The 25,821-nt window shown below is 75.2% G+C and carries 25 protein-coding genes and 1 pseudogene; 13 read left to right on the plus strand and 13 right to left on the minus strand.

Features of this window, described 5'->3' with window-relative positions; genetic code table 11:
- Positions 1–80: 80 nt before the first annotated feature.
- Together EV374_RS15655 and EV374_RS15660 are read right to left on the minus strand one after the other, a co-directional pair.
- Complete coding sequence (locus EV374_RS15655; protein WP_132235950.1) at positions 81–758, minus strand: HAD family hydrolase; 678 nt, start codon at positions 756–758, stop codon at positions 81–83.
- Positions 759–799: 41 nt separating this feature from the next.
- The gene (locus EV374_RS15660) at positions 800–2,926 is read right to left on the minus strand and encodes a SpoIIE family protein phosphatase (protein ID WP_132235952.1); all 2,127 of its coding nucleotides are present in this window, start codon (positions 2,924–2,926) and stop codon (positions 800–802) included.
- Between the two features lie 189 nt (positions 2,927–3,115).
- Between EV374_RS15660 and EV374_RS15665 the strand changes: the two genes are divergently transcribed.
- A complete protein-coding gene (locus EV374_RS15665) occupies positions 3,116–3,982 on the plus strand; it encodes a mechanosensitive ion channel family protein (protein ID WP_132235954.1) in 867 nt (288 codons plus the stop codon).
- A gap of 174 nt (positions 3,983–4,156) precedes the next feature.
- On the opposite strand, the gene EV374_RS15670 is transcribed toward EV374_RS15665, so the two are convergent.
- Entirely contained in the window at positions 4,157–4,534 is a 378-nt protein-coding gene (locus EV374_RS15670) for a DUF6401 family natural product biosynthesis protein (RefSeq protein ID WP_132235956.1), read from the minus strand.
- Between the two features lie 162 nt (positions 4,535–4,696).
- Here EV374_RS15670 and EV374_RS15675 point away from each other — a divergent pair, with 162 nt between their 5' ends.
- A complete protein-coding gene (locus EV374_RS15675) occupies positions 4,697–5,146 on the plus strand; it encodes a hypothetical protein (protein ID WP_132235958.1) in 450 nt (149 codons plus the stop codon).
- A 116-nt stretch (positions 5,147–5,262) separates the two neighbouring features.
- Here the strand turns inward: EV374_RS15675 and EV374_RS15680 are convergent, their stop codons facing one another.
- Positions 5,263–5,475, minus strand: a complete 213-nt coding sequence (locus EV374_RS15680; protein WP_132235960.1) for a hypothetical protein — start codon at positions 5,473–5,475, stop codon at positions 5,263–5,265.
- Between the two features lie 154 nt (positions 5,476–5,629).
- Between EV374_RS15680 and EV374_RS15685 the strand changes: the two genes are divergently transcribed.
- Positions 5,630–6,838, plus strand: coding sequence for an MFS transporter (locus EV374_RS15685; RefSeq protein ID WP_486485782.1), 1,209 nt, complete (start codon positions 5,630–5,632; stop codon positions 6,836–6,838).
- 119 nt (positions 6,839–6,957) lie between these two features.
- Here the strand turns inward: EV374_RS15685 and EV374_RS15690 are convergent, their stop codons facing one another.
- From EV374_RS15690 to EV374_RS15705, 4 genes are all read right to left on the minus strand, one after another.
- The gene (locus EV374_RS15690) at positions 6,958–7,218 is read right to left on the minus strand and encodes a hypothetical protein (RefSeq protein ID WP_132235964.1); all 261 of its coding nucleotides are present in this window, start codon (positions 7,216–7,218) and stop codon (positions 6,958–6,960) included.
- Positions 7,219–7,311: 93 nt separating this feature from the next.
- Entirely contained in the window at positions 7,312–7,773 is a 462-nt protein-coding gene (locus EV374_RS15695; RefSeq protein WP_132235966.1) for an SRPBCC family protein, read from the minus strand.
- Between the two features lie 52 nt (positions 7,774–7,825).
- Complete coding sequence (locus EV374_RS15700; protein ID WP_132235968.1) at positions 7,826–8,242, minus strand: DUF2795 domain-containing protein; 417 nt, start codon at positions 8,240–8,242, stop codon at positions 7,826–7,828.
- A 73-nt stretch (positions 8,243–8,315) separates the two neighbouring features.
- Positions 8,316–9,296, minus strand: coding sequence for a YihY/virulence factor BrkB family protein (locus tag EV374_RS15705; protein WP_132235970.1), 981 nt, complete (start codon positions 9,294–9,296; stop codon positions 8,316–8,318).
- Positions 9,297–9,454: 158 nt separating this feature from the next.
- Between EV374_RS15705 and EV374_RS15710 the strand changes: the two genes are divergently transcribed.
- A complete protein-coding gene (locus EV374_RS15710) occupies positions 9,455–9,856 on the plus strand; it encodes a ChaB family protein (RefSeq protein ID WP_132235972.1) in 402 nt (133 codons plus the stop codon).
- A 61-nt stretch (positions 9,857–9,917) separates the two neighbouring features.
- On the opposite strand, the gene EV374_RS15715 is transcribed toward EV374_RS15710, so the two are convergent.
- Positions 9,918–11,351, minus strand: coding sequence for an aldehyde dehydrogenase family protein (locus EV374_RS15715; RefSeq protein ID WP_132235974.1), 1,434 nt, complete (start codon positions 11,349–11,351; stop codon positions 9,918–9,920).
- 70 nt (positions 11,352–11,421) lie between these two features.
- On the opposite strand from EV374_RS15715, the gene EV374_RS15720 reads away from it, so the two are divergent.
- Entirely contained in the window at positions 11,422–13,026 is a 1,605-nt protein-coding gene (locus EV374_RS15720; RefSeq protein WP_132235975.1) for a phytoene desaturase family protein, read from the plus strand.
- Positions 13,027–13,653: 627 nt separating this feature from the next.
- Here EV374_RS15720 and EV374_RS15725 read toward each other — a convergent pair.
- The 3 genes from EV374_RS15725 to EV374_RS15735 form a co-directional block, all read right to left on the minus strand.
- Complete coding sequence (locus EV374_RS15725) at positions 13,654–14,421, minus strand: polyprenol monophosphomannose synthase (protein ID WP_132235976.1); 768 nt, start codon at positions 14,419–14,421, stop codon at positions 13,654–13,656.
- Positions 14,422–14,539: 118 nt separating this feature from the next.
- On the minus strand, positions 14,540–15,541 hold the full coding sequence (locus EV374_RS15730; RefSeq protein WP_132235978.1) for an SDR family oxidoreductase: 1,002 nt from the start codon (positions 15,539–15,541) through the stop codon (positions 14,540–14,542).
- Positions 15,538–15,966 carry an SRPBCC family protein gene (locus tag EV374_RS15735; protein ID WP_486485783.1) on the minus strand — a complete coding sequence of 143 codons (429 nt, stop codon included), beginning with the start codon at positions 15,964–15,966 and terminating at the stop codon, positions 15,538–15,540. Before EV374_RS15735 ends, EV374_RS15730 begins: the two co-directional genes overlap by 4 nt.
- Positions 15,967–16,235: 269 nt before the next feature.
- Between EV374_RS15735 and EV374_RS15740 the strand changes: the two genes are divergently transcribed.
- The 8 genes and pseudogenes from EV374_RS15740 to EV374_RS15775 all read left to right on the plus strand — a co-directional run bounded on the left by EV374_RS15740 (position 16,236) and on the right by EV374_RS15775 (position 24,938).
- The gene (locus tag EV374_RS15740) at positions 16,236–17,915 is read left to right on the plus strand and encodes an HAD-IIIA family hydrolase (RefSeq protein WP_486485784.1); all 1,680 of its coding nucleotides are present in this window, start codon (positions 16,236–16,238) and stop codon (positions 17,913–17,915) included.
- Entirely contained in the window at positions 17,912–18,889 is a 978-nt protein-coding gene (locus tag EV374_RS15745) for a glycosyltransferase family protein (RefSeq protein WP_132235984.1), read from the plus strand. The genes EV374_RS15740 and EV374_RS15745 overlap by 4 nt, the downstream gene beginning before the upstream one ends.
- Positions 18,874–20,088 carry a glycosyltransferase gene (locus tag EV374_RS15750; protein WP_132235986.1) on the plus strand — a complete coding sequence of 405 codons (1,215 nt, stop codon included), beginning with the start codon at positions 18,874–18,876 and terminating at the stop codon, positions 20,086–20,088. Before EV374_RS15745 ends, EV374_RS15750 begins: the two co-directional genes overlap by 16 nt.
- Positions 20,085–20,732: an SIS domain-containing protein gene (locus tag EV374_RS15755; RefSeq protein ID WP_132236054.1), complete on the plus strand. Its 648-nt coding sequence runs from the start codon at positions 20,085–20,087 to the stop codon at positions 20,730–20,732. Before EV374_RS15750 ends, EV374_RS15755 begins: the two co-directional genes overlap by 4 nt.
- Positions 20,733–20,748: 16 nt before the next feature.
- A pseudogene (locus EV374_RS15760) lies at positions 20,749–22,164 on the plus strand (PfkB family carbohydrate kinase); the annotation flags it as partial.
- A 155-nt stretch (positions 22,165–22,319) separates the two neighbouring features.
- Entirely contained in the window at positions 22,320–23,021 is a 702-nt protein-coding gene (locus tag EV374_RS15765) for an SDR family oxidoreductase (RefSeq protein WP_132235990.1), read from the plus strand.
- Positions 23,018–23,971 (plus strand): glycosyltransferase family 9 protein, encoded by a 954-nt coding sequence (locus EV374_RS15770; RefSeq protein WP_132235992.1) that lies wholly within the window; start codon positions 23,018–23,020, stop codon positions 23,969–23,971. The genes EV374_RS15765 and EV374_RS15770 overlap by 4 nt, the downstream gene beginning before the upstream one ends.
- A complete protein-coding gene (locus EV374_RS15775; protein WP_132235994.1) occupies positions 23,955–24,938 on the plus strand; it encodes a DNA topoisomerase IB in 984 nt (327 codons plus the stop codon). Before EV374_RS15770 ends, EV374_RS15775 begins: the two co-directional genes overlap by 17 nt.
- A 59-nt stretch (positions 24,939–24,997) precedes the next feature.
- Here EV374_RS15775 and EV374_RS15780 read toward each other — a convergent pair whose 3' ends face one another.
- Positions 24,998–25,789 (minus strand): TetR/AcrR family transcriptional regulator C-terminal domain-containing protein, encoded by a 792-nt coding sequence (locus EV374_RS15780; RefSeq protein ID WP_132235996.1) that lies wholly within the window; start codon positions 25,787–25,789, stop codon positions 24,998–25,000.
- Positions 25,790–25,821 lie beyond the last annotated feature (32 nt).

Consider the following 25,821-nt stretch of genomic DNA (forward strand, 5'->3'; position numbering starts at 1 on the left):
GGCGTGCGGGCAGGTGGTGCAAGTCCTTGCCCCCGGAAGACTTCTCGTATTCCTCTTCGGAGCGACAGAGCCGGCGGCCGTCACCCCGCCCGGGTGACCGGCGAGTCGTCGAGGGCGGCGAGCAGTGCGGCGGGGTCCTCGTAGACGGCCACCGCACCGGCCCCGGCCAGCTCGCCCCGGCCGGTGCCGCCGCAGGTCAGCCCGACGCAGGGGATGCCCAGCTCGCCGGCGGCGGCGACGTCCCACACCGAGTCACCGACGAAGACCACGCGTTCGGCGGCGAGCCCGGACTGCTCCAGCGCGGCGACCAGGATGTCCGGCGCCGGTTTGCTCTCCCGCGCGTCCGCCGAGCTGGTGATCGTGTGGATCACGTCGTCGGCGGCCAGCGCCCGGCGCAACGCGGTCACCTCGTGCTCGGCGGCGGAGGTCGCCAGCACCACCCGCAGTCCCCGCTCCGCGCAGGCACGCAGCAGGTCGGCGGCGCGGGGCAGCGGGACCAGCCGCTCCCAGTACTCGGCGAAGAGGGTGTCGTGGGCGGCGCGCAGCTTCTGGTCCGCGCTCCGGTCGCGCTCCGGGCCGAGCAGGTGGTCGAGCAGCTTGTCCGAGCCCATCCCGATGGCGCGGTGGATCGTCGCCATGGGTACGGGCCGGTCGGTCTGGCGCAGCGCCTCCCACCAGCTCACGGTGTGCAGGTAGGTGGTGTCGACCAGGGTGCCGTCCACGTCGAAGAGGACACCGGTGGGCTCGTCGGTGGTCATACGGTCCTCCTACCCCGTCGGGCCGGGCTGACGCCCTCCGCTCACGCGGGCGGGATGAGGATCTCGAACCAGACCGTCGAGCCGCGTACGGTCGGGTCCGTCCCCCACGCGTCGCTCAACTCCTCGATCAGCCCCAGTCCCCGGCCCCGGCTGCTGAGCGTGTCGGTCTGCGCGCGGGTCACCGTGCCCCGGGTGCCCGAGTCGGCGACCGACACCAGCAGCCGCTCCGGGCTGAGGTCGATCTCCACCCGGGCGGCCGTGCCCGCGTGCAGCAGGGCGTTGGTGGTCAGCTCGCTGGTGCAGAGCACCGCCGCGCCGATGATCGACTCGGGCACCTGCCACTCCGTGAGCTGCGCGGTCATCCAGTGCCGTACCCGGCTCGGCGCCGTCGGCTCGGCCGGCACCTCCATGCTCGTCGACCGGGACGGCCGCAGCGCGTGCTCCACCGCCAGCACCGCGACGTCGTCCTCGGTGGCGCCGGGCACCGCCGCGGTGGCCACCGCGCACAACGCGCGGGGGTCGCCGCTGCCCGCGTCGGCCACGGCGACGGCCAGGGCGTCCAGGCCGGTCGTCAGGTCCTGCCAGCGCCGCTCCACCACACCGTCGCTGAACAGCAGCAGCGTGTCGCCGGGGGCGAAGGGCACCGTGACGGTGCGCGGTCGGCAGCCCAGGCCCAGCGGGGCGCCCGCGGGCACGTCGAGGTACTCGGCGACCGGGTCGCCGTCCGGGGCGCACCGGCGGATCAGCGGGGCGGGGTGACCGGCGCTGGCCAGGGTGAGCCGCCGCCGGTCGGCGTCGACGACCCCGAAGACCACCGTCACGAAGAGCTCGTGCGTGTCGCCCTCGGCGCCCAGGCTGGTCACCAACCGGTCGAGCCCGGCCAGCACGGCGTCGGGGCGGGGGTCGGTCAGCGCCAGCGCCCGCAGCGCCGCGCGGACCTGACCCATCCGGGCCGCGGCCTGCACGTCGTGGCCGGCGACGTCACCGAGCACGATCCCCAGGCCGCCGTCGGGCAGCAGGAAGGCGTCGTAGAAGTCCCCGCCGGCGGCGTTGCCGTCGACGCCCGGGTCGTAGCGGGCGGCGATCCGCATCCGGGGCAGGTCGGGCAGGTGCTCCGGCAGCATGCTGCGTTGCAGCAGCTGGGCCGTGCCGTGCTGGGTCTCGAACCGGCGGGCCCGCTCGGCGGCCTGGCCGACCAGCTCGGCCGAGGCGGCCAGCAGCGCGCGCCGGGCGGCCGACCAGACGTGCGGGACCTGGTAGCCGACCGTCAGCCCGCCGCGCACCACCGAGGCCCGCAGCGGCACCGCCGCGAGCGAACGGACCTTCTGGTCGTGCCGGTCCACCGCGATGTCCCGCAGCGGCTGGCCGTCGTCGACGAAGTACGGCACGCCGCTGCGGGCGGACGTCACCACCGGCCCCAGCCAGTCCGGCGGGATGCGCCGCCACAGCGGGGGGAGGCGCTCGTCGGCCTCGTCCACCAGCTCGCCACGGATGCGCCGGACCATCCGCCAGCCGCCGCCGCCCTCGTCGACGGCGAACGACACCCGGTCGGCGTCGAACGCGGTGATCGCGTAGCGCAGCGCGACCCGGGCCACGTCGTCCAGGGTGAGGGTGCCGGCGAGCGCCGCGGCGAAGTCGCTGAGGCTCTGCAACTGCTGGGTGACCTGGGTGGTCTCCGCGGCCACGGTCAGCACGCCGACGATCCGCCCGGCACTGTCGCGCACGGGGGAGTAGCCCCGGGTGAAGACCGACTGCTCGACCAGGCCGGGACGACGGTGCAGCGGAAGCGTGGTCTCCTTCTCCAGGAACGGCTCCCCGGAGCGGTAGGTGTGCGCGATGGCGTCCCCGACGCCGGGCAGCGGCCAGGCCTCCGCGAACACCTGGGCCGCCGGCCGACCCACCGCGTCGGGGTGCCGGTCGCCGATCAGCTCCGCGTACGCGTCGTTGTAGACGAGCAGGTGCTCGTCGCCCAGGGTGAGGGCCATCGGTACGGGCGAGGCGAGGAGCAGTTCCGTGGCGGCCCGGACCGCCGGGTCCCACGTCCGCCACGCACCGAGCGGGGTGCCACCCCAGTCGTGGCGCGGGACGGCGGCCGCCATGCCCGACGCGGAGGGCGTTCCCGAGACCGGGGCTGGTGGGTTCGGGACCCGTCCGACCGTTCCTGGCATGAGCGCAGCCTAGCCGGAGGGTCCGTCGGCTGTTTCCGATCATGCCCCGCACCACGCCGGGGCCGAACGTTCGGGCAGGTCAGGGTCCTTCTGCGGTGACATGTCGGGAAAAACTCGGGGACTCCGACGGCGTGCCGCGTCGGCGACCGGGTAAGCGCGCGGCGCAGTCCATGCGACAGGAGGGACATCATGCCGGAAAGCCTCGCGGTCAGGCAGGTCGACATCGGCAACGCCGTGGCCGACATGTGGAGGTCGGTGCTGCTCTTCATACCGCGGGCCATCGCGTTCATCGCGATCCTCGTGGTCGGATGGCTCATCGCCAGAGCGGTGCTCAAGATCGTGGACACGGCGCTGGAACGGGTCGGGTTCGACAGGGCGGTGGAACGGGGCGGCATCAAGCGCGCGCTGGAACGCACCAAGTACGACGCCAGTGACATCCTGGCGAGACTCGCGTACTACGCCGTACTGCTGTTCACCCTGCAGTTCGCCTTCGGGGTGTGGGGACCCAACGCGATCAGTGACCTGATCAGCGGCGTGGTCGCCTGGCTGCCACGCGCCTTCGTGGCGATCGTCATCATCGTCGTGGCCGCCGCGATCGCCAACGCCGTCCGGGATCTGGTCACCGGGGCGCTGGGCGGGCTCGCGTACGGCAAGGTCCTGGCCGACCTGGTGGCGGTCTTCATCCTCGCGCTGGGTGTGATCGCCGCGCTGAACCAGGTGGGCATCGCCACCACGGTGACCACACCGGTGCTGATCGCGGTGCTCGCCACCGTGGCCGGCATCCTGATCATCGGTGTTGGCGGTGGCCTGGTGCGGCCGATGCAGAACCGCTGGGAAGGCTGGCTGAACCGGATGGCCGAGGAGTCGCGGGCGGTGCAGGAGCACCGCCGGGCCCGGGAGGCCGGTCAGACCGACGTCGGCCGGCAGATGGCGGACCGGACGGCGGCCGAGCGCACCGAGGTCATGCCCCGCGGGCAGGAGTCCGCGACGGCTGGCGGGCGCGGCACGTACCAGTCGGGGAACGTCAGCGACGAGACCCAGCAGTTCCGCCGCTGACCTGGCGGTGAGCGGGACGGGGAGGGGTGTCCGCGGACGTGCGGGCGCCCCTCCGGCGTGTCCGACCGGGGCTCGGGGCCCGCCCCGGTCGGGCCGGACGGCGCGGCTGCCCGGGCTTCAGACCAGCGGGCCGCCCCCGCCCGTGGCGGTCGGTGCGGCCTGCCGGGCCGCGGTTCAGACCAGCGGGAGCGGGGCGGTCGCCGGGGTCCCGAGCGAGCGGGTCAGCGCACAGACCGCGAGCAGCCGGGTGAGCAGCCAGTCCGGTGCGGACCAGTCCACCGGGGCCGCCGGCGGCTGCCAGCCGTGCTCCAGCGCGGCGGCGCGCACACCTTCCGCGTAACCGGCGAGCGCGGCAGCGCTCAGCGGCCGGCGGTCGCCGTCCAGGCTCTCCCGCACCGCCGCGGCGTGCTGGTCGACCAGGGCGAGCAGGCCCGGACGCGCGGCGGCGGCGGCCAGTCCCTCGGCGCCGACCGAGGTGGACAGGAGAGCGAGGGTGGCTCGCGCCGAACTGGCGGCGGAACGGGTCTCGACCCGGGTGAACGGCACACGCATGGTGACCGAGGCTATCCGGCCGTGACCAGGGTCGACCTCGGCCGGTCGGCGGGTTTTTCACCCTCCCCCGAACGGTCAGCGGGCGGCGCGGGGGTTGATCCGACGCGGGTGGGGCAGGAGGAGAACCGCCCGGACGGGCACAGCCGAAACCTGGAGGAACGGATGGGACGACACGAGGACGGGCCGGACGAACGGCACCGCAGGCCCGCCGGGGTCAGCGACGAGACGGTGGCGGCGCTCGGCAAGCTCAGCGAGGCGCTGGAGTGCGTCGAGCGGGTCCGCGGTCACCTCTACTCGCTGCACCAGCTGGTGGGGCACGCCGACCTGATGCTCGACGACGCCGTGGAGATGTTCCGTGCCGCCGGGCACGACCGGATCGCGGACCGGATCGACACCGACCTGCTGGGTCGCAACGTGATCGCCGGACGGTGGACGTTCCAGATCGTCGAGGACTTCGACGACAACTACTACGCCCTCTTCCGCGATCTGGACCGGGCCGCCCGGGAGGAGTTGGTCGGCGGTCGCCGGCACCTCTACGAGGCGGAGATGAAGGAGCGACGGCGCAGCCGGGGCCGGCCCGGGCACGAGGCGCGCCCGGACGGGGCCGGCTAGCGCCCGCCGGCGCCCCGGCAACGAGGCGCCGCCCCCACGGAGCGGCCACCGCATGCCGCCCGGCCGCGATACGCGCAGCGCCGGCTGCCGCGTCACGCGCAGCGCCGGCTGCCGCGTCACTCCATGGAGCGGGCGTCCGCCGGGCGGCGGCGGGCCGCGTCGTCGGCGATGATCACGGTCGCCACCATCAGCGCGACGCAGAGGCTGAACAACCAGGAGTCGTCCGATGCCAGCTTGGCGGAGACGGGAGCCTGGAGCGCGGCGAGGAGGAAGCCGAGCCATGCCAGGCGGCGCTGACGCGTGGAGAGGATGCCGGAGCCCTGATGCATCCCGAAAGTCTTGCTCGCGACCCGGCGCTTGCCGTCAGCCGAACGGTCGATTCTGGATGAGCTGTCCGTTTTACCGCCCGTCCGGACCGTAATCTTCGTCCCACCAGGGGAGGCGGACTGGCGCCGCCGTCGACTCCGGGCAGGATGGTCCTCCGTGTCCACCGCCCCGCCCCGCGCCTCGCTGCTCCTGCTGGCCTACCTCGCCTTCGTCAGCCTCGGCCTGCCCGACGGCCTGATCGGCGTGGGCTGGCCCTCGATCCGGGCCGACTTCGGCGTGCCCACCGAGGCCGTCGGCCTCGTGCTCACCGCCGGCACCGCCGGCTACCTGACCTCCAGCGTGCTGGCCGGCTTCACGCTGGCCCGGCTCGGCGTCGGCTGGCTGCTCGCCGGCAGCACGCTGCTGGCCAGCCTCGCGCTCACCGGCTACGCGTCGACGCCCGGGCTCACCCTGATGGTGGGCTGCGCGCTGGTGCTCGGCCTGGGCTCCGGCGCGATCGACTCCGGCCTGAACGCGTACGCGGCCGGCGCCTTCGGTCCCCGGCACATGAACTGGATGCACGCGTTCTTCGGCCTCGGCGTGGCGCTCGGACCATTGATCATGACCGGCGCGCTCAGCGCCGGGCTCTCCTGGCGCTGGGGCTACGGCCTGGTGGCGGGGGCCCAGCTCGCGCTGGCCGCCGCGTTCGCGCTGACCGTGCGGGCCTGGCGGGACCGCGCCCCGGCCCGCGAGCCCGCCGGGTCCGCCGCCGGGGAGACGGCCGTCGCCCCACCGACCGTCACCCGGGTACGCGAGACGCTGCGCCTGCCGGCGGTCTGGCTCGGCGCGTCCGCCTTCGCCGTCTACGTGGCCATCGAGGTGGCGGCCGGGCTCTGGGCGTTCCTGCTGCTGACCGAGGGACGCGGCCTCGGCGCGGCCGTCGCCGGCGTCTGCGTCTCGGGCTACTGGGGCAGCCTGTTCGTCGGGCGCGTGGTGCAGGGCGTGGTGGCCGAACGGCTGGGCGCGGCGGTGGTGCTGCGGGGCAGCCTCGCCGGGATGGCGGTCGGCGCGGTCCTGATCGCGCTGCCGGCACCGGCCTGGGTCGCCGTGGCCGGGCTGTTCGTCGTCGGCTTCGCCGCCGCCCCGGTCTTCCCGCTGCTCACCCTCACCACCGCCGAGCGGGTCGGTGCGGCGCACGCGGACCGGACCATCGGGCTCCAGATCGCCGCGGCCGGGCTGGGCGGCGCGCTGGTGCCCGCCGGCATCGGGGTGCTGCTCGGCAACACCTCGGTCGAGCTGCTCGGGCCGGCGCTCGTCGTCCTCGCGCTGGGCCTGATCGCCCTGCACGCGGCCGGCACCCGCCGGCCGGCCCCCGCGCCCCGCTGAGCGGCGCGGGTCCTTCGCGTCGAGCGGCCCGGACCCGTCGCCTCGGACGGCCCGGACCCTTCGCGTCGAGCGGCGCGGTGGGCGGACCCGGGGTGGGCCCGCCCGCCGCGCCGTGCGGTTCACATCGTGTCCGGTCCGGTCCGGCCGGTCGTCGAGGGCCGGTACGCGCGTTCCGGGTCGGTCGGCTCGCGGCCCGCACCGGCGGCCTGTCCGCCCCGGTCCGCCGCCTGAGGGCCGTGCCCGAAGGCCGCCTCCTCGCCGGCGTCGTTCGCCGTCACGTCGTCGGCCTGGCCGTCCAGGGTCGACCGCGCGACGGCCCGGTCCAGTTCCTGGAGCGAAGTCCGTTCCTCGTCCCGCCACACCTTGTCGTCGTCCGTCATGCCAGTCGCGGTACCCCGGCCGGGTCCCCGCAAACGACGATGGCCGCCGGGGGAGCCGGCGGCCATCGGAGGTTCACACCCGGGGGCGGGGAATCAGGGCTGCGGCCGGTCGACCTTGCCGCGCCAGGCGCCGGTCTCCTGACCGCGTCGCTCGATGAACTGCTTGAACCGCTCCAGGTCGCCCTTGGCGCGCCGGTCGACGACGCCGAGCTTGTCGCCGGCCTGCTCGACCACGCCGTGCGGTTCGAACTCGAGCTGGAGCGTGACCCGGGTGGTGTCCTGGTCCAGCCGGTGGAAGGTCACCACGCCGGCCTGCTGGGTGCCGCCCGTGGAACGCCACGCGACCCGCTCGTCCGGGAGCTGCTCGGTGATCTCGGCGTCGAACTCCCGCTTCACCCCGGCGATCTCCACCGTCCAGTGGGTCATCGTGTCCGTCAGCTGCCGGACCTCCTGGACCCCCTCCATGAAGTGGGGGAAGTCTTCAAACTGGGTCCACTGGTCGTACGCGGTGCGGACCGGGACGGAGACGTCCACGTGCTCGGTAACGCCACTCATAAGGCATCCTCCTTCGTCCGCCGGTGACGGGCCGGATCGTGCGGGGATCCGGTCACCAACGGGTCGTCTCGTTCTTGTGGCCGAGCGCCGCCCACACCTCGGAGATCGTCTGGTAGCGGGTGCCCTCGGGCAGCCGCTCCAGTTCGGCGACGATGTCCGCCGGCGCCTCGTTGTCCCGCGCGTTGGCGATCAGCGTCTCCCGGTCACCGGGCAGGGCGGCCATCGTGATGAACCGGCCGAGCCGGCTGCGTCGCTCGACGTCCTCGGAGCTCATCCCCTTGGGCGCGCCCGTACGCAGTTCGCCGGCCGGGGCCGTGGTCGGCTCCGGCTGGTCCTCACCCGCCGGCTCCGGCACACGGGACTCGTCGACCCGCGAGCCGCCGGTCCCCGGCCCCTGCACGAGGCCGCTGACCTCCCGGCTCATCTGCTCGTCGACCCTCGGTCCGTGCTTGCTGCTGCCACGTTCCATGCCTTCTGCGCTACCCGGTGGCACCGGCGGTAAACGGGCGCTGCGGCGTCGCGGCCGGTAAACCCCGCGCGGGTCAGGTGGTGGCCGGCGTCTTCGGGGGCAGGACCGGCTCGTCGGGGTCCGGCTCGCCGGCCTGGAGCACCCGGCCGCGCTGGAGTTCCGCGTTGATCTGCACGCCGAGCATCAGCGCCGAGTTGGACAGGTAGAGCCAGACCAGGAACGCGATCACCGCACCGAGGCTGCCGTAGGTGGCGTCGTACGAGCCGAAGTTGGCCACGTAGAGGCCGAAGCCGAAGGAGGCGAGGGCCCAGGCCACCAGGGCCACCGCGCCGCCCGGGGTGAGCCAGCGGAACCGCGGCTGCCGGACGTTGGGCGCGATCCAGAACAGCAGGCTCAGCAGCACCATCATGATCAGCGCGAGCACGGGCCACTTGGCGACGCTCCACGTCGTACGCGCCAGCCCGCCGGCGTTGATCAGATCGCCCACCGCGTCGGTGACCGGCCCGCTCACGATCAGCCCGGTGGCGACGATCGCCAACAGCACCAGCGAGATCGCCGCCAGGCCGATCTGCACCGGCCGCAGCTTCCAGATCGGCCGCCCCTCCTCGACCCCGTAGACGGCGTTGGAGGCCCGGGTGAACGCCCCGATAAAGCCGGAGGCCGACCAGAGGGCACCGAGCAGACCGAAGCTCAGCAGCGCGCTGGCCGAGTCGTTCTGGTCGACCACGCCTCGCACCACGCCGACGAAGCCCTCGTTCGCCACCACCGAGCCGGCGCCCATGTCCCGGGCCAGGTCCAGCACGGTGTCGACGGTCTGTTCGCCGTTGGACACCAGCCCGACCAGGGCGACCACCACGATCGTGGACGGAAAGAGCGCGAGCACCCCGTAGTAGGTCAGCGCGGCGGCCCAGTCCGCGCAGTTGTCCTTGACGAAGTTGCGCACGCTGCGCACCAGCACTCCGCGCCAGGTGCGCCAGCTCAGCTGCCGTACCCGGCCGGGGATCCGCGGTCGCCGCTGCCCGGCGCGCACCGCGCCGGGTTCCGTCGTCGTCATGCCCGCTCCCTGCGCCCCGGCCGCCGGATGACCCGGTGCATCCGGCTTCGCCTGGCCCGCCGGTACCCCTGGCCGGAAATCGACAAACCCGACCTCCGGTTTGCCGACCGGACGCGGGGGAACGGTCAGGGGAACCCATCGACGCGGAGGAGGACGAGATGCCCGGGCGCGAGGTACTGCCCAGCACGCTGCGACGCTCCCCCAAGAAGGCGCAGCGCACCTGGGAGAAGACGCACGACTCGGCCGTGGAGACGTACGGCGAGGGGGAGCGGGCGCACCGCACCGCATTCGCCGCCGTCAAGCACGAGTTCGAGAAGGTGGGCGACCACTGGGAGCCCAAGGGTCGCAAGGGGCCGAGCGACCGCCAGGCGGCCGGCGGCGGACCGGAGCGCCGGGCGCCCACGGCCGGCGGGGTGGACGCCAACGCCACCAAGGACCACCTGATGAAGGTGGCCCGCAAGCTGGACGTGCCCGGCCGTTCGAGCATGACGAAGCCCGAACTGGTCAAGGCCATCGAGAAGGCGAACAACCGCCGGACCGCCAAGGCCCGCGGCCGCTGAGGCCACCTTTCGGGTACGCGACGCAGGGGCTGTCCGGGCGCGGACAGCCCCCGCGCGTGTCTCACCAGTGGCCGCCACCGGGTGCCTCGATGTGCACCGCCTTCGTCGCGGTGAACTCGTCCAGCAGTTCCGGCCCGTAGCCGAAGCCGTGCCCGCTGCCCCGGCGCGGGTGCGCGGCACCGCCCGGCGCGCCGCCGAACACCGCGTTGACCTTCACGGTGCCCACCGGCAGTTCCCGCCAGGCACGCTGGGCGTGACTCATCGATCCGGTCAGCACGGTCGCGGCCAGCCCGTACGGGGAGTCGGCGGCGCACCGCAGCGCCTCGGAGAACGAGTCGACGGCCACGATCGGGGCGACCGGCCCGAACGTCTCCTCGCGTACCACAGTCATGTCGTGCCGGCAGTCGGTGAGCACGGTCGCCGGATAGAACGCACCCGGCCCGTCGGGCAGCGTGCCGCCGGTGCGGATCCGCGCGCCCTGCGCCACCGCCGCGGTCACCTGCCCGTGCACGTGGTCGCGGTGCCGCCGGTCCACCAGCGGCCCCAGTTCGGTACGCGGGTCGCCGCCCGGGCCCGCCCGCAGCTTCGCGGCCTGCTCCACCAGTGCCAGCGCGAAGTCCTCCGCGACGTCCCGGTGCACGTAGATCCGCTCCACCGCGACGCAGATCTGCCCCGCGTTGGCGAACGCGCCGATCGCCGCCTGCCCGGCCGCCCACACCGGGTCGACGTCGCCGTCCACGACGAGCGGATCGCTGCCGCCGTTCTCCAGCAGCACCTTCGCCCCGGTCCGTGCCGCCGCGGCCGCGATGGCCCGCCCGGTGGCGGTGGAGCCGACGTGGGCGACGACGTCCACCTCCTGGGCGGCCAGCGCCGCCCCGACCTCCGGGCCCCCGGTCAGCAGCGACAGCACCCCGGGCGGCAGCGCGGAGTCGAGCGCCTTCGCCAGCAGCCAGCCGGTCGCCGGGGTGCGCTCGCTCGGCTTGTGCAGCACCACGTTGCCGGTGACCAGTGCCGCGCCGAGCAGCCCGCAGGAGACCGCCACCGGGTCGTTCCACGGGGTGATCGCGGCGACCACCCCGCGCGGCTGCGGCGTCATGAAGTCGAGGGCGTGGGTGGCGCCGTGCAGGGTCCGCCCGCCGCGCACGGGGGCGAGTTCCGCGTACTGTCGCAGCGTGCCGATCCCCGCCTCCACGCCGCCCCGGGCGTCCGAGAGGGGTTTGCCCATCTCGGCCGTCGTGGCCCGGGCCAGGTCGTCGGCCACCGCCGCCACGGCGTCCGCCGCCCGGTGCAGGGCCGCCGCCCGTTCCGCCGGGGCGGTCGCCGCCCACTCCGCCGCGACGCCGCGCGTCGCCTCCACCGCCTTGCCGACCTCGTCGGCCGTCGCCACCGGCGCCGAGCTGACCGGGGAGCCGTCGGCCGGATCGTGTACGACCAACTCGCCACCCTCGCCGCCCGCGCCCCACACTCCGCCTATGAGCTGCGCAACCGTGTACATGGCAGTGCATGCCCCGGCCCCGGCGCGGCAAACGCGTTTCGCCCGGTTGCTGGCCGGGTAGGCGGATCGGATGAGTTCGCCCGGCGCGGAGAGCGCGGACGCCGTCATCGTGGGAGCAGGCCACAACGGCCTGGTCGCCGCCAATCTGCTCGCCGACGCCGGCTGGGACGTGCTGGTGCTGGAGGCCACGGAGACTCCGGGCGGGGCGGTGCGTTCCGCCGAGGTGACGGCTCCCGGCTACCTGAGCGACCTCTACAGCTCCTTCTACCCCCTCGGCTACGCCTCGCCGGTGCTGCGCGGGCTGGGGCTCGACCGGTACGGGCTGCGCTGGCGGCACTCCCCGGACGTGCTGGCCCACCTGCTGCCCGACGGCCGGGCGGCGGTGCTCAACCGCGACCCGGAGGCCACCGCGGCCTCGCTGGAGGCGTTCGCCCCGGGCGACGGCAAGCGCTGGCTGCACGCGTACGACGACTGGCGCCAGGTGGCCGAGCCGATGCTGGAGAGCATCACCAGGCCGTTCCCGCCGATGCGCGGGGGCCTGACCCTGCTGCGCCGGCTGCGCGTGTCGGGGGCGCTGCGGCTGGCCCGACGGCTGGTGGTGCCGGTACGCAAGCTCGGCGACGAACTCTTCGAGGGCGAGGGCGGCCCGGTGCTGCTGGCCGGCTGCGCCCTGCACACCGACCTGTCACCCGAGGAGGCCGGTTCGGGCGTGTACGGCTGGCTGCTCGCCATGCTCGGCCAGCAGGTCGGCTGGCCGGTGCCCGACGGCGGCGCCCAGAAGATCACCGACGCGCTGGTGGCCCGGCTGACCGAGCGCGGCGGCCGGATCCTCTACGGCGCACACGTCGACCGGGTGCTGACCGCCCGCGGCCGGGCGATGGGCGTGCGTACCACCGGCGGCGCCCTCTGGCGGGCCCGCCGCGCGGTGCTCGCCGACGTCCCCGCGCCCGCCCTCTACCTGGACCTGGTCGGCGCGGCGGCGCTGCCGCCCCGGCTGGTGGAGGACCTGGCGCACTTCCGCTGGGACGGCTCGACGCTCAAGGTGGACTGGGCGCTGTCGGCCCCCGTGCCGTGGACCAACCGGGCGGTCGCCACCGCCGGCACCGTGCACCTGGGGGCGGACCTGGACGGCCTCACCAGCTACGCCGCCGCGCTGGCCCGCAAGGAGATCCCGCGCGACCCGTTCCTGCTGCTGGGACAGATGTCGGTGGCCGACCCGAGCCACTCGCCGCCGGGCACGGAGTCGCTCTGGTCGTACACCCACCTGCCGTTCCGCCAGAGGTGGCGGGCCGACGAGATCGCCGCGCACGTCGAGCGGATGGAGCAGGTGCTGGAGGAGGCCGCGCCGGGCTTCCGCAGCCTGATCGTGGGGCGGCATGTGGCCGGCCCTGCAGACCTGGAGGCGGGCGACCCGAGCCTGGTCGGCGGCGCGCTCGGTGGTGGCACCGCCGCCGCGTACCAGCAGCTGTTCCTGCGCCCGATCCCCGGCCTGGGCCGCGCGGACACCCCGGTGGACCGGCTCTTCCTCGCCAGCGCGTCGGCGCACCCGGGCGGCGGCGTGCACGGCGCGCCCGGCGCGAACGCGGCCCGCGCCGCCCTGGCCCGCGACCGCGCCCTCACCGGCCCGCTGTACGCGGCCGGGATCGACGCCGCGCACCGCGCGATCTACCGCTGACCGCCAGCAGGGCGAAGACGACAAGCTCGCGCCGTGCGCCGTGCGCGGGGCGCCGTGCACTGCGGCCCGCACGAACAGGCCGAATCTTCGCGGAGCCGGGCCAGCAGGGCGCCCGGACGGGCGCGTGCCCGCCGGCGGATTGTGGGGAAGCTGTTGACGGACAGTTAGGGGAGCGCTGGCCGCGCGGGTCGCTCGCCGCACCTTTTGCTCTGCATCCATATACGCAACGGTTGCTGCGGGTGACGAAGTGCGGGCGAGTCCGCCACACCGGCGGCGAGCCAGCCCCAGGTCAGCGACGTGGTGCGTCCGTGGCTGCAGAGCAAAGGGCGAAGAGCGCCGATCCCAAGGCGGGGTCGATGGTCACGGAAGGTGAGGGTTGCACTCCGCAGTTGCGGTGCCGGTGTCGGACGTTCCGTGCGGCCGGACGGCCGGGACTCAAGGTCGCCCGTCCGCCGCTCCGCCCGTTCGCCGCTACCGCTCGCCTTCGCCCTTGCTTCACCCGTCCGTCGTCCTCCGCCGTTCGCCTGCCGCCCCCGGGCCCGGCCCGCTGAACGGGACCCGGGACCAGGGCAGGACGTGGCGTGGCAGCGTGGCAGGGCCGGGTGGGGTGGCGGGGAGCGGGTCGGGTCAGCGCTCGATGTGGCGGTGCTTGCTGCGCAGCTTGAACGGCATCAGCGCGCTCTCGATCTTGGTCGCGGTGGTCATCTTGGACGCGCCGTCGCGCCGCTCCTCGAAGCGGATCGGCACCTCCAGGATGGTGTGCCCCAGCTTCGTGGCCAGGTAGTGCATCTCCACCTGGAAGCTGTAGCCGTTGGACTGCACCCGCTCCAGGCCGATGTCGCGCAGCGCGTCCGCCCGCCAGATCTTGAACCCGGCGGTGAGGTCGCGGATCCGGACCCGCAGCAGCGTGTGCACGTAGAGGTTGGCCCAGCCGCTGAGGGCCCGCCGGTAGAGCGGCCAGTTCTCGTCCAGCTCGCCGCCCGGCACGTACCGGGAGCCGATCACGACGCCGGCCTGGGTGGAGAGCAGCGCGCCGAGCATGCCCGGCAGCGCCTCCGGCGGGTGCGACAGGTCGGCGTCCATCTGCGCCACGTACTCCGCGCCGCCCTCGAGGGCGCGTCCGATGCCGTCCACGTAGGCCCGACCGAGACCCTCCTTGCCGGCCCGGTGCACGACCTCGACCCGGTCGGGGTGCTCGATGGCCAGCTTGTCCGCCACCTCACCCGTGCCGTCCGGCGAGTTGTCGTCGGCGACCAGGATCTTCAGGCCCGGCAGCGGCAGGGCCAGCAGCCGCTCGACCAGCACCGGGAGGTTGCCCGCCTCGTTGTAGGTGGGAACCACGACGGTCAGGCGTGCGTCCCGCCACGGCACGGGCAACTGCACGGGTTCGATCATGTCGGACATCCTCGGTCGGCGGACGGGGCTCCCTCAGAGCGTAGCCAGTTGCCACATCCGGGTCGAAAAGGCCACCCCTACCGTCCCGTTCACCGCCCCGACGAGCACCCGTTCCGGGTCAGCGGAGGTGGCGGGCCAGCGCGGTGAGGGCCACCGCCAGCCCCGCCAGGGCGGCGCCGGAGACGGCCGGCTTGTGCGTACCGATCCACAGGGCGGCCGAGCGGCCCCGGGCCCGGTCCGTGAAGACACCCTCCGCGCCCCGGTCCCGTTCGTCGTCCCCGGGGCGGTCCAGGTTGTCCCGCCAGGCCGCCGGGTCGATCGGGGTCTCGGTCTGCTGACTGTCGTAGCCGTCGCGGGCCAGCTTCCGGTCGAGCAGGCCGGGGGCGAGGACGTCGCCGAGCCGGGCGCGCCAGGTCGGTCCGCCCACGTTCAGCTCGCGCGGCCCGTGGTCGGCCGCCCAGACGATCGCCTTCGCGGCCACCTCGGGTGCGAAGATCGGCGGTACGGGCTGGGGGTGCCGGGGCAGCCGGGTGCGTACCCAGGAGAACTGCGGGGTGTTGATCGCCGGCAGTTGCACCATCGACAGCTTCACGCCCGGGCAGTCGTGCAGCAGCTCCGCCCGCAGCGAGTCGTTGAAGCCCTGGACGGCGTGCTTGCTCGCGCAGTACGCCGACTGCAACGGGATCCCGCGGTAGGCCAGCGCGGAGCCGACCTGCACGATCGCGCCCCGCCCACGTGCCCGCATGTGCCGCAGCGCCGCGAGGGTGCCGTGCACCGTGCCGAGGTAGTTGACCTCGGTTACCCGCCGGAACTCGGTGGCCGGGATCTCCCACACCGGGGCGAAGACCGAGACCATCGCGTTGTTCACCCACACGTCGATGCCGCCGAACCGGCGCGCCACGTCGTCGGCGGCCTGCTGCACCGCCCCGGCGTCGGCCACGTCCACCCGGTAGGTGCGCACCTCCGAGGCGCCCAGCTCCCGGCAGTCGCGCTCGGCGGCCGCCAACCCGGCCTCGCCGCGGGCGAGCAGCGCGAGCCGGGCGCCGCGCTCGGCGTACCGGCGGGCGACCGCCCGTCCCACGCCGGCGCTCGCCCCGGTGACCACCACGGTCTGCGTCATGCGTCCGCCTTCTGCCGCATGGCGATGTCGGCCAGCCGGGTCAGGGTCTCCTTGTTGCGCTGGTGCAGCACCAGGTCGTTGATCTTGTTGCGTATCCAGTGCAGCGGACCGGCGGCGAAGTCCTCGCCGATGCGTACCCGGGTGGCGTCCGCACCGACCGCTTCGAGGGTGAACACCACGATGGCCTCGCCGGCAGGCCAGAGGCCGGCGCGGATCACCAGCCGGCGCGTCGGGTCACAGGTCAGCACCGTGGAGACGTCGTGCAGGGAGAACGGCCACGGCCCGGCCTTGTGGTGCAGTTGGCTGCCCACCCGGGGCCAGGCGTCGTCCACGTCGCGCACGTGCACCGTGCCCACGACCCAGTCGCTGTACGTCCACCCGTCCGCCAGCACCGCCCACACCTGCTGCGGGGAAGCTTTGATCACTTTCTCCACAATCGCCACTGTTCTCCCGTACCCCGGGTGTGGCCGGGGCTAACGGTGCCGACGGGTTAGCTTCTCCCGGGCGACGGGTAACGGCAGGTCGGCGCCGTCGGCGTACGACGCGGCGGGCGTCCGGGACGACGTTTACTCCCCGGGGCGCCGGGAACCCGCCGGCTGTGCGACAGGACCAGGTGGAGCCGGATCAGCGCAGGTCAGCCCGGGTTTTTGCCGGTGCTGGCACGGCGGGTTCCGGGCCCGTCCTGTTCGACGCGGTGCTGCTGGACCGCGACGGCACGCTGATCGAGGACGTGCCGTACAACGGCGATCCCGAGAAGGTGCGGCCGGTGCCGGGGGCGCGGGCCGCCCTGGACCGGTTGCGGGCGGCGGGCCTGCGGCTGGCGGTGGTGACGAACCAGTCCGGCCTGGCCCGTGGATTGTTCACCGAGGCGCAGCTGCGGGCGGTGCACGCCCGGGTCGAGCGGTTGCTGGGGCCGTTCGACGCCTGGCTGGTGTGTCCGCACGACGACGGCGACGGATGCGGGTGCCGCAAGCCGGCGCCGGGGCTGGTGCACGCCGCGGCGCGGGAGCTGGGTACCGTGCCGGCGCGGTGCGTGCTGGTGGGGGACATCGGCCGGGACATGACCGCGGCGTCGGCCGCGGGCGCGTCGGGGATCCTGGTGCCCACGCCGGTGACCCGCCCGCAGGAGGTGGCCGCCGCCCCGCAGGTGGCGCCCGATCTCCCGGCGGCGGTGGCGGAGATCCTGCGCCGCCAGGCGGCGCTCGACCCGGCCACCTACCGGCAGGCCGACCCCGATACCTACCGGCAGGCCGACACCGACACCGCGCGGTGCGCTGGCAGGCGCCGGGCGGGGGCCGTGCTGGTGGTACGCGCCGACTCGGCCGGGGACGTGCTGGTGACCGGGCCCGCCATCCGCGCCGTCGCCGCCCACGCCGAGCGGGTGGTGTTGCTGTGCGGGCCCCGGGGACGCGCCGCGGCGGACCTCCTGCCCGGCGTCGACGAGATCGTCGAACACCGGCTGCCCTGGATCGATCCCGCCCCCGATCCCGTCGACCCCGCCGACATGCGTCAGCTCGCCGACCGGCTCGCCGCCGTGCACGCCGACGAGGCGGTCGTCTTCACCAGCTTCCACCAGTCGCCCCTGCCCCTGGCCCTGCTGCTGCGCCTGGCGGGGGTCGGACGCGTGAGCGCCATCAGCGACGACTACCCCGGCAGCCTGCTCGACGTACGGCACCGCGTGCCGGCCGGCGTACCCGAACCGGAACGCGCGCTCTCCCTCGCCGCCGCCGCCGGCTTCGCCCTCGCCGACCACGACGGACCCGCCCTGCGCCTGCGTCCGGCGCAGGCGCCGCCGCCGGAGGCCGGCGCGCCCGGCTACGTGGTGCTGCACCCCGGCTCGGCGGCGCAGGCCCGGGGCTGTCCGCCGGAGCTGGCCGCGCGGATCGCCCGCGCCCTGACGGCCGCCGGCCACCGGGTGGTGGTCACCGGCGGCCCCGACGAGCAGGAGCTGACCGCGCGGGTGGCCGGCGACGTCGCCGTCGACCTGGGCGGGCGGACCGGCCTCGCCGCGCTGGCCGCGACGGTCGCCGGCGCCGGCGCGGTCGTGGTCGGCAACACCGGCCCCGCGCACCTCGCCGCCGCCCACGGGGTGCCGGTGGTCAGCCTGTTCGCCCCCACGGTGCCGTTCGGGCAGTGGGGGCCGTGGCGGGTGCCCACGGTGCGCCTCGGCGACGCGGAGGCCGCCTGCCGCGACACCCGGGCGGCGCGCTGCCCGGTGCCCGGACACCCCTGCCTCAGCAACGTCGACCCCGAGGAGGTCGTCGACGCGCTGCGGCTGCTCGGGGTGACCCCGTCGGCCCGGCCGGCACCGCCCACCGGCAGCCCGTCCGCCGGCGTGACGACGCTGGCCACCATCGGCGGGAGCGGCCGATGAACCTGCTCCTGTGGCACGTGCACGGCTCCTGGACCACGTCGTTCGTGCACGGCAAGCACCGGTACCTGGTGCCCGTCACCCCGGACCGGGGCCCCTACGGCCTCGGCCGCGCCCGCACCTACCCGTGGCCCGACACGGCCGTCGAGGTGACCCCCGAGCAGTTGCGCACCGCCGACGTCGACCTGGTCGTCCTGCAACGCCCCGAGGAGATCGACCTCGCCGAGCGGTGGCTCGGCCGGCGGCCCGGCCGCGACGTACCCGCCGTCTACGTCGAGCACAACACGCCCAAGGACGGCGACGTGCCCAACAGCCGGCACCCCATGGCCGACCGCGACGACCTGCTCGTCGCCCACGTCACCGGGTTCAACGAGCTGTTCTGGGACACCGGCGCCACCCGCACCACCGTGGTCGACCACGGCATCGTCCCACCCGCCGTGCGGTACACGGGCGACCTCGACCGGCTCGCGGTGGTGATCAACGAGCCGGTACGCCGGGGGCGGGTCACCGGCACCGACCTGCTGCCCCGCTTCGCCGAGATCGCCCCGCTGGACGTCTTCGGCATGAAGGTGGCCGGGCTGGCCGAGCATCTGGGCCTGCCCGCCGACCGGCTCACCAGCCACGACGACCTGCCCCAGCACCGGATGCACGCCGAGTTGGGGCGGCGGCGGGCGTACCTGCACCTGTGCCGGTGGACATCCCTGGGGCTGAGCCTGATCGAGGCGATGTCCATCGGGATGCCGGTGGTCGCGCTGGCCGCCACCGAGGCGGCGATGGCGGTGCCACCGGGGGCGGGCGCGCTGTCCACCCGGCTCGACACCCTGCTCGACGCCGCCCGCCGGTTCGTCGACGAGCCGGCGGAGGCACGCCGGGCGGGGGAGCGGGCCCGCGCCGCCGCCCGGGACCGCTACGGCCTCGACCGTTTCCTCGCCGACTGGGACCGGCTGCTGGAGGAGGAAGTATGCGCATCGCGATGATCTCGGAGCACGCCAGCCCGCTCGCCATCCTGGGCGGCGAGGACGCCGGCGGTCAGAACACGCATGTCGCCGAGCTCTCCGCCGCCCTCGCGGCCGCCGGACACGACGTGCGGGTCTACACCCGCCGCGACGCCGTGGACCTGCCGGTGACCGTACGCAGCGCCGACGGCTACGACGTGGTGCACGTCCCGGCGGGGCCGGCCGAGCCGGTCGCCAAGGACGCCCTGCTGCCGCACATGCGGGAGTTCAGCCGCTGGCTGGTCGACCGGTGGCGGGGCGGCGACTGGATGCCCGAGGTGATCCACGCGCACTTCTGGATGAGCGGCCTCGCCGCGCTGGCCGCCAGCCGGCAGACCGGCGTTCCGGTCGTGCAGACGTACCACGCCCTGGGGGTGGTCAAGCGGCGCCACCAGGGCGTGCAGGACACCAGCCCGGCCCGCCGGATCGGCTACGAGCGGGAGCTGGGCCGGGCCGTCGACCGGGTCATCGCGCAGTGCCGCGACGAGGTCGGCGAGTTGGTCCGGATGGGCGTGCCCCGCTCCCGGATGACGGTCGTGCCGTCCGGGGTCAACCTGGGCACGTTCGCCCCGCTGGGGCCGACAGCCGAGCGGGAGGAGGGGCGGCCGCGGATCCTGACCGTCGGCCGGCTGGTCGAACGCAAGGGCTTCCAGACCGTGGTGCGGGCGATGGCGTACGTGCCCGAGGCCGAGTGCGTGGTCGTCGGCGGCCCGCCCGCCGGTCTGCTGGAGACCGACCCGTACGCCCGCCGGCTGCGCGCCCTCGCGGTCAGCTGCGGGGTCGCCGACCGGGTGCGACTGGTCGGGGCGGTGCCCCGCGAGGAGATGGGCCGCTGGTACCGTTCGGCGGACGTCCTGGTGGCCGCCCCCTGGTACGAGCCGTTCGGGCTCACCCCGCTGGAGGCGATGGCGTGCGGCGTGCCCGTGGTGGGCACCGCCGTCGGCGGGATCAAGGACACCGTGGCCGAGGGCGTCACCGGCGACCTGGTGCCGGCCCGGGACCCGCGTGCGCTGGGCGCCGCGATCCAGGGGCTGCTCGACGACCGGATCCGCCGCTTCGCGTACGCGACGGCGGCGCGGGAACGGGCCCGGCGGCGGTACTCCTGGGCGGCCACGGCGGAGCGGCTGGTGGAGGTCTACGGCGACGTGGCGGTCCACCGGCCGACCGGGGTGGTGGCCTGATGGCGGCACCCACGCCGCTGGACGCGCACCTGACGAACCTGGCGGCGGCGCTGGTGCCCTTCCGGCGGCACGAGACGCTGCTGGCCCGGTGGGGGGAGGCTCTCGCGCGTCGGCTGGTCGACGGCGGCCGGCTGCTGGTGGCCGGCAACGGCGGCAGCGCCGCCGAGGCCCAGCACCTCACCGCCGAGCTCGTCGGGAAGCTCCGCGACGACCGCCAGCCCCTGTCCGCCATCGCTTTGCACGCGGAGACCTCCGCGATGACCGCCATCGGCAACGACTACGGCTACGACGAGGTCTTCGCCCGCCAGGTCCGCGCCCACGGCCGTGCCGGCGACGTCCTGCTGCTGCTGTCGACCAGCGGCACCAGCGCCAACCTGCTCGCCGCCGCCCGGGCCGGCCGCGACAGCGGGCTCACCTGCTGGGCCCTGACCGGCCCCGCCCCCAACCCCCTGGCGGAGCTGTGCCACGACGTGCTCGCCGTCGCCTCGGCCGACAGCCAGGTCGTGCAGGAACTCCACCTCGTGACCAGCCACCTCCTCTGCGAGTACGTCGAGCGGGCGCTGCCGGTGGCGCCCGCCGCGCCCGTACGGACCGGGGTCGAGGTGGTGCTCGACGGCGGTGCAGGTCAGCAGGTCCAGGCGTGATGAGGAGGGAAGCAGCGTGAGGGGACCCGTCGTGGTGGTCGGTGACACCCTGCTGGACCGGGACGTCGAGGGGGTGGTGAACCGGCTCTGCCCGGACTCGCCCGTGCCGGTACTGGACGAGACCGCGCACGTCGACCGGCCCGGTGGCGCCGGGCTGGCAGCGGTCTTCGCCGCCGCGCAGGGCGCCGACGTGGTGCTGGTGACCGCGTTGGCGGACGACGCGGGGGGTGCCCGGCTCGCCTCGTTGCTCACCGACGCCGGCGTGCAGGTCTATCCCCTCGGGCTGCGCGGCGACACGCCGGAGAAGGTCCGGCTGCGCGCCCGGGGCCGGGTGCTGCTGCGCCACGACCGGGGCGGCGCGGCCGGTACGCCCGGCGAGCCGTCCGAGGCGGTGCTGCGGGTGATCGCCCGGGCCTCCGCCGTCCTGGTCGGCGACTACGGCCGGGGCGTCGCCCGGCAGCCCGCGCTGCGGGCGGCGCTCGCCGCCACCCGGGCCCCCGTGGTCTGGGACCCGCATCCGCGGGGGCCGGCGGCGGTCGCGGGGGTGCACCTGGTGACCCCCAACGAGTCCGAGGTGCGGGAGCTGGTCACGGTCACGCCGGGGGCGACCCGGCTGGCGACGGCGGCGCGGGGCGCCCAAGGGCTGCGCCAGCGTTGGCGCGCCGGCGCGGTCGCGGTGACCCTGGGCGGGGACGGGGCGCTGCTCTGCCACGCGGGCGCGACGCCGATGGTGGTGCCCGCCCCGGCCGTCGCCGAGGGGGACACCTGCGGGGCCGGTGACCGGTTCGCGGCCACCGCCAGCCTCGCCCTGGCACGGGGGGCGCTGGTCTCCGAGGCGGTGCAGGAGGCGGTCGCCGAGGCGTCGGCGTACGTGGCCGGCGGGGGAGTGGCGACGGCGCTGCCGCGCGCGGTGCGTCCGCTGCCGCCGGCGGTCTCCGGCCCCGGCGGCGAGCGCGTCGGCGTGGCCGCGGCCGCCGGCGTGGTGTCGGCGGTACGCGCGTCCGGCGGGACGGTGGTGGCCACCGGCGGCTGCTTCGACCTGCTGCACGCCGGGCACGTGGCGACGTTGCAGGCTGCCCGGCAGCTCGGCGACTGCCTGGTGGTCTGCCTCAACTCCGACGCGAGCGTGTCGGGGCTGAAGGGCCCGGACCGGCCGGTGATCCCGCAGGGCGACCGGGCCCGGCTGCTCGCGGCGCTGAGCTGCGTCGACGCGGTCATGATCTTCGACGAGGCCACCCCGCACGCCGCGCTGTCGTGGCTGCGGCCGGACGTCTGGGTGAAGGGTGGCGACTACGCCGGTGACGGCGGCGAGCCCGCCCTGCCCGAGGCGGAGGTCCTGCGCCGCTGGGGCGGCAACGCCGTGGTGGTGCCGTACCTGGACGGCCGCTCCACGACCGGGCTGATCGCCGCCGCCCGCTCCACCGGCACCGCCGCACCGCTCGGCGGGCCGCCGCTCACCGACACCGTGCCGCCGGCCTGCGCGCCGCCGCCCGGTGCCGCTCCCGGCGGGCCGCTGGCGAGGCCCGGGGGCGAGCCCGAACGGGCGCGGGCCGGCCTTGCGGGACCGACGACGACGGAGGGCACCCGATGAGCGCCGCGTCGCCCGGCGCGGGGCGCACCGTGCTGGTCACGGGCGGATCGAGCGGCCTGGGCGCCGCCGTGGTCGCGGCCGTGGCCCGGGCCGGCGGACGTCCGCTGGTGCTGGACCGGCAGGCGCCCGCCGACGGCGTGCCGTGGGTGGAGTGCGACCTGGCCGACACCCGCGCCGCGGAGGCCGCCACCCGGCAGCTCGCCGAGCGCTCGGGCGGGCTGGACGCGGTGGTCACCGCGGCGGGGATGGACGTGCCCGGGAAACTGGCGGACACCCCCGGCGAGACCTGGGAGCGGATCGTGGCCGTGGACCTGCTCGCCACGGCGGCCGTCGTACGGGCCGCCCTGCCCTTCCTGGAGACCTCCCGGGGAAGCGTCGTCACCGTCGCCTCCACGCTCGGGGTGAAGGCCGTTTCCGACGCGACCGCGTACTGCGCCGCGAAGTTCGGGGTCGTCGGCTTCACCCGGGCCCTCGCCGCCGAACTCGCCGGCCGGGTCGGCGTCACGCTGCTCATTCCCGGCGGCATGCGCACGGCGTTCTTCGACGAGCGCGACGCCGCGTACAAGCCCGGTCCCGACGCCGTCCTGAACGACCCCGCCGACACCGCCGCCGCCGTCATGTTCGCGCTGTCCCAACCCGCCGGCTGCGCCGTCCGCGAGATGGTCGTCTGCGCCGACCAGGAGACCTCCTACCCGTGATCCTCGCCCTGCGCGCCCTCGGTGTCGGCGACCTCGCCACCGCCGTCCCGGCCCTGCGCGCCCTGCGTGCCGCCCACCCCGGCCGGGACCTCGTCCTGGCGGCACCCGGCTGGCTGGCGCCGCTGGTCGACCTGGTCGGCGGCGTCGACCGGCTGGTGCCCACGGACGGGCTCGGTCGCCCCGACCCGGCCCTGGGGACGCCGCGCGTCGCCGTGAACCTGCACGGCCGGGGGCCCGAGTCGCACCGGATGCTCGCCGGCACCCGTCCCGGTCGGCTGCTCGCCCACGCCAGCCCGGAGGCCGGCCACCACGACGGCCCCGAATGGCGCGACGACGAACACGAGGTCGACCGCTGGTGCCGGCTCCTCGGCTGGTACGGCATCCCCGCCGACCGCACCGACCTGGACCTGCATCGCCCGGCCCCCGGCGGCGTCCCGACCGGCGTGACCGTGCTGCACCCGGGTTCCAAGATCCCGGCGAAGCGCTGGCCGCCCGGACGCTTCGCCGCGCTGGCCCGGGAACTGGCCGCCCGGGGGCACCGGGTGGTGCTCACCGGCAGCCTCGACGAGCGGGCCACCGCGCAGCGGATCGCGGACGCCGCGGGGCTGCCCGCCGACGCGGTGCTCGCCGGCCGGACGGACCTGGGCCGGCTGGCCGCGCTGGTGGCGTACGCCCGGCTGGTGGTCAGCGGGGACACGGGCGTGGCGCACCTGGCGACCGGCTACCGCACGCCGTCGGTGGTGCTCTTCGGCCCGGTCTCCCCGGCGCTGTGGGGGCCGCCGCCGGGCCGGCGGCGGCACCGGGTGCTGTGGGCGGGTGGACAGGGTTGGCCCAGGTGGGACGGGGTAGGAGGCCATCCGACGTTGGCGGCCATCGGGGTCGACGAGGTGGTGGCCGCCGTGGACGAGGTGGAACGGGCGGTGCGGGTCTCCCGTGCGGTTGCGGCGTAGTGATCCGGGCAGGCCGGGGTACGGGCGACGCCGGCGCGGTCGGGGCTGGCTCTTCCTGGACCCGTCCGGGCAGCCGGTCCGCGACCCCGACCGGTTGGGTCGGCTACGTGAGCTGGTGATCCCGCCCGCCTGGCGCGACGTGTGGATCTGTCCGTACCCGAACGGGCACATCCAGGCCACCGGCATCGACGCGGCCGGGCGCAAGCAGTACCTCTACCACCCGACGTGGCGGGAGAAGCGTGACGAGGCGAAGTTCGACCACATGCTGGAGGTGGCCCGCCGGCTGCCGGTGCTGCGCGAGCGGGTCGGGCGGGACCTGTCCGGCCGGGGACTGCACCGCGACCGGGTGCTGGCGACGGTGACGCGGCTGCTGGACATGGGCACGTTCCGGGTCGGCAGCGACCAGTACGCGGCCGGCGACGACCCGACCTTCGGGGTGTCGACCCTGCGCCCCGAGCACGCCCGGTCCCGGGGCGGTTGCGTGGTGTTCGAGTTCCCCGCCAAGGGCGGCATCGAGCAGGTGCGTCGCATCGAGGACCCGGAGCTGTGCCGGGTGCTGGTCAACCTGCGCCGCCAGCGCCGGTCGGCCGACCGGCTGTTCGGCTACCGGGACGGCGGGGACTGGCGGGACGTGCGCAGCGACGAGGTCAACGAGTATCTGCGGGACGCCAGCGGCGGGGAGATGACGGCGAAGGACTTCCGCACCTGGCACGCCACGGTGCGGGCGGCGACCGAACTGGCGACGGTGGGTCCGCCGCGCTCGGCGACCGCCGGCAGGCGGGCGGTCGCGGCGGTGATGCGTGACGTCGCCGAGCTGCTCGGCAACACCGCCACCGTGGCCCGCACGTCATACGTCGACCCGCGCGTGGTCGACCTCTTCCACGACGGCGTGGTGGCCCCGGTCGACCCCGCGACGCCCCGCGAGAAGGCCGAGCGGATCGTGCTCGAACTGCTGGAGGACGCCTGAGGCGGCCCCGGCGCCGGTCCTGAAGTGGGGGGCGCGGGGCACCGGACGACGGGGCCGGGTCAGGCCGTGGCCGTCCGGCCCTGGATCAGCACCTCGACGCCGTCGAGGATCCGGTCGAGGCCGAACTGCCACTCCGTGTCGAACACCTCGTCCTGCTGTTCCTCGGCGCTCTCCGCCAGCAGCTCCCGGATCGCCGGGTAGGCGCCGTGCCGGGTCAGCAGGGCGAGCTGGTGCCAGTACCGCATCCCGGCGTCGTCGGGGTCGAGCTGTTCGCGGGCCGCGGCCTCGTCGAGGTCGGCGGTGAGGGTGGCCCAGTTCCGGGCGTACCCGCTGACCAGCATGATCGTGGAGAGCCGCTCGACGCCGTGCAGGCCGGTGCCGTGCAGGGCGGCCAGCCCCTGCTCCATCCAGCGCACCTGGTTGGGGCCCAACGGCGGGCCGCTGATCGGAACCTGCCGGATCCACGGGTGGCGGTGGATCGCCGTCACGTTGGCCAGCCCCCAGCGGGCGAGTGCCGGCCGCCAGCCCTCGCCCGGGGCGCGTGGCGCGGGCGGGTCCCCGTACGCGGTATCGGCCATGAGCTCCAGCAGGTCGTTCTTGGCGGAGACGTAGCGGTAGAGCGACATGGTCGCCACGCCCAGCTCGCCGGCGACCCGGCTCATCGACACCGCCGGCAGCCCGTCGGCCTCGGCCACCCGGATGCCGGCGGCCACCACCTGCCGCATCGTGAGGCTGCGCCGGGGTCCCCTGCCGGGGCGTTCCCGCAGGCCCCAGGCGAGCTCGATGCTCTCCGGCAGCTCGACGTCGGCGTCGCTCACTCTCACCTCCCGGTACGCGGCGTTGACCGCCATCCTAGCTTCTGCGTATGGTGTACGCAGAGCAG

The organism is Micromonospora sp. CNZ303 (genome assembly GCF_004345505.1).

Coding starts and splice junctions, on each gene's coding strand:
- EV374_RS15675 (WP_132235958.1), top strand. CDS start 4,697: ATGGGACGACACGAGGACGGGCCGGACGAACGGCACCGCAGGCCCGCC.
- EV374_RS15700 (WP_132235968.1), bottom strand. CDS start 8,242: ATGGAACGTGGCAGCAGCAAGCACGGACCGAGGGTCGACGAGCAGATG.
- EV374_RS15655 (WP_132235950.1), bottom strand. CDS start 758: ATGACCACCGACGAGCCCACCGGTGTCCTCTTCGACGTGGACGGCACC.
- EV374_RS15660 (WP_132235952.1), bottom strand. CDS start 2,926: ATGCCAGGAACGGTCGGACGGGTCCCGAACCCACCAGCCCCGGTCTCG.
- EV374_RS15745 (WP_132235984.1), top strand. CDS start 17,912: ATGAACCTGCTCCTGTGGCACGTGCACGGCTCCTGGACCACGTCGTTC.
- EV374_RS15720 (WP_132235975.1), top strand. CDS start 11,422: ATGAGTTCGCCCGGCGCGGAGAGCGCGGACGCCGTCATCGTGGGAGCA.
- EV374_RS15780 (WP_132235996.1), bottom strand. CDS start 25,789: ATGGCGGTCAACGCCGCGTACCGGGAGGTGAGAGTGAGCGACGCCGAC.
- EV374_RS15695 (WP_132235966.1), bottom strand. CDS start 7,773: ATGAGTGGCGTTACCGAGCACGTGGACGTCTCCGTCCCGGTCCGCACC.
- EV374_RS15680 (WP_132235960.1), bottom strand. CDS start 5,475: ATGCATCAGGGCTCCGGCATCCTCTCCACGCGTCAGCGCCGCCTGGCA.
- EV374_RS15670 (WP_132235956.1), bottom strand. CDS start 4,534: ATGCGTGTGCCGTTCACCCGGGTCGAGACCCGTTCCGCCGCCAGTTCG.
- EV374_RS15715 (WP_132235974.1), bottom strand. CDS start 11,351: ATGTACACGGTTGCGCAGCTCATAGGCGGAGTGTGGGGCGCGGGCGGC.
- EV374_RS15665 (WP_132235954.1), top strand. CDS start 3,116: ATGCCGGAAAGCCTCGCGGTCAGGCAGGTCGACATCGGCAACGCCGTG.
- EV374_RS15750 (WP_132235986.1), top strand. CDS start 18,874: ATGCGCATCGCGATGATCTCGGAGCACGCCAGCCCGCTCGCCATCCTG.
- EV374_RS15725 (WP_132235976.1), bottom strand. CDS start 14,421: ATGATCGAACCCGTGCAGTTGCCCGTGCCGTGGCGGGACGCACGCCTG.
- EV374_RS15690 (WP_132235964.1), bottom strand. CDS start 7,218: ATGACGGACGACGACAAGGTGTGGCGGGACGAGGAACGGACTTCGCTC.
- EV374_RS15705 (WP_132235970.1), bottom strand. CDS start 9,296: ATGACGACGACGGAACCCGGCGCGGTGCGCGCCGGGCAGCGGCGACCG.
- EV374_RS15710 (WP_132235972.1), top strand. CDS start 9,455: ATGCCCGGGCGCGAGGTACTGCCCAGCACGCTGCGACGCTCCCCCAAG.
- EV374_RS15765 (WP_132235990.1), top strand. CDS start 22,320: ATGAGCGCCGCGTCGCCCGGCGCGGGGCGCACCGTGCTGGTCACGGGC.
- EV374_RS15730 (WP_132235978.1), bottom strand. CDS start 15,541: ATGACGCAGACCGTGGTGGTCACCGGGGCGAGCGCCGGCGTGGGACGG.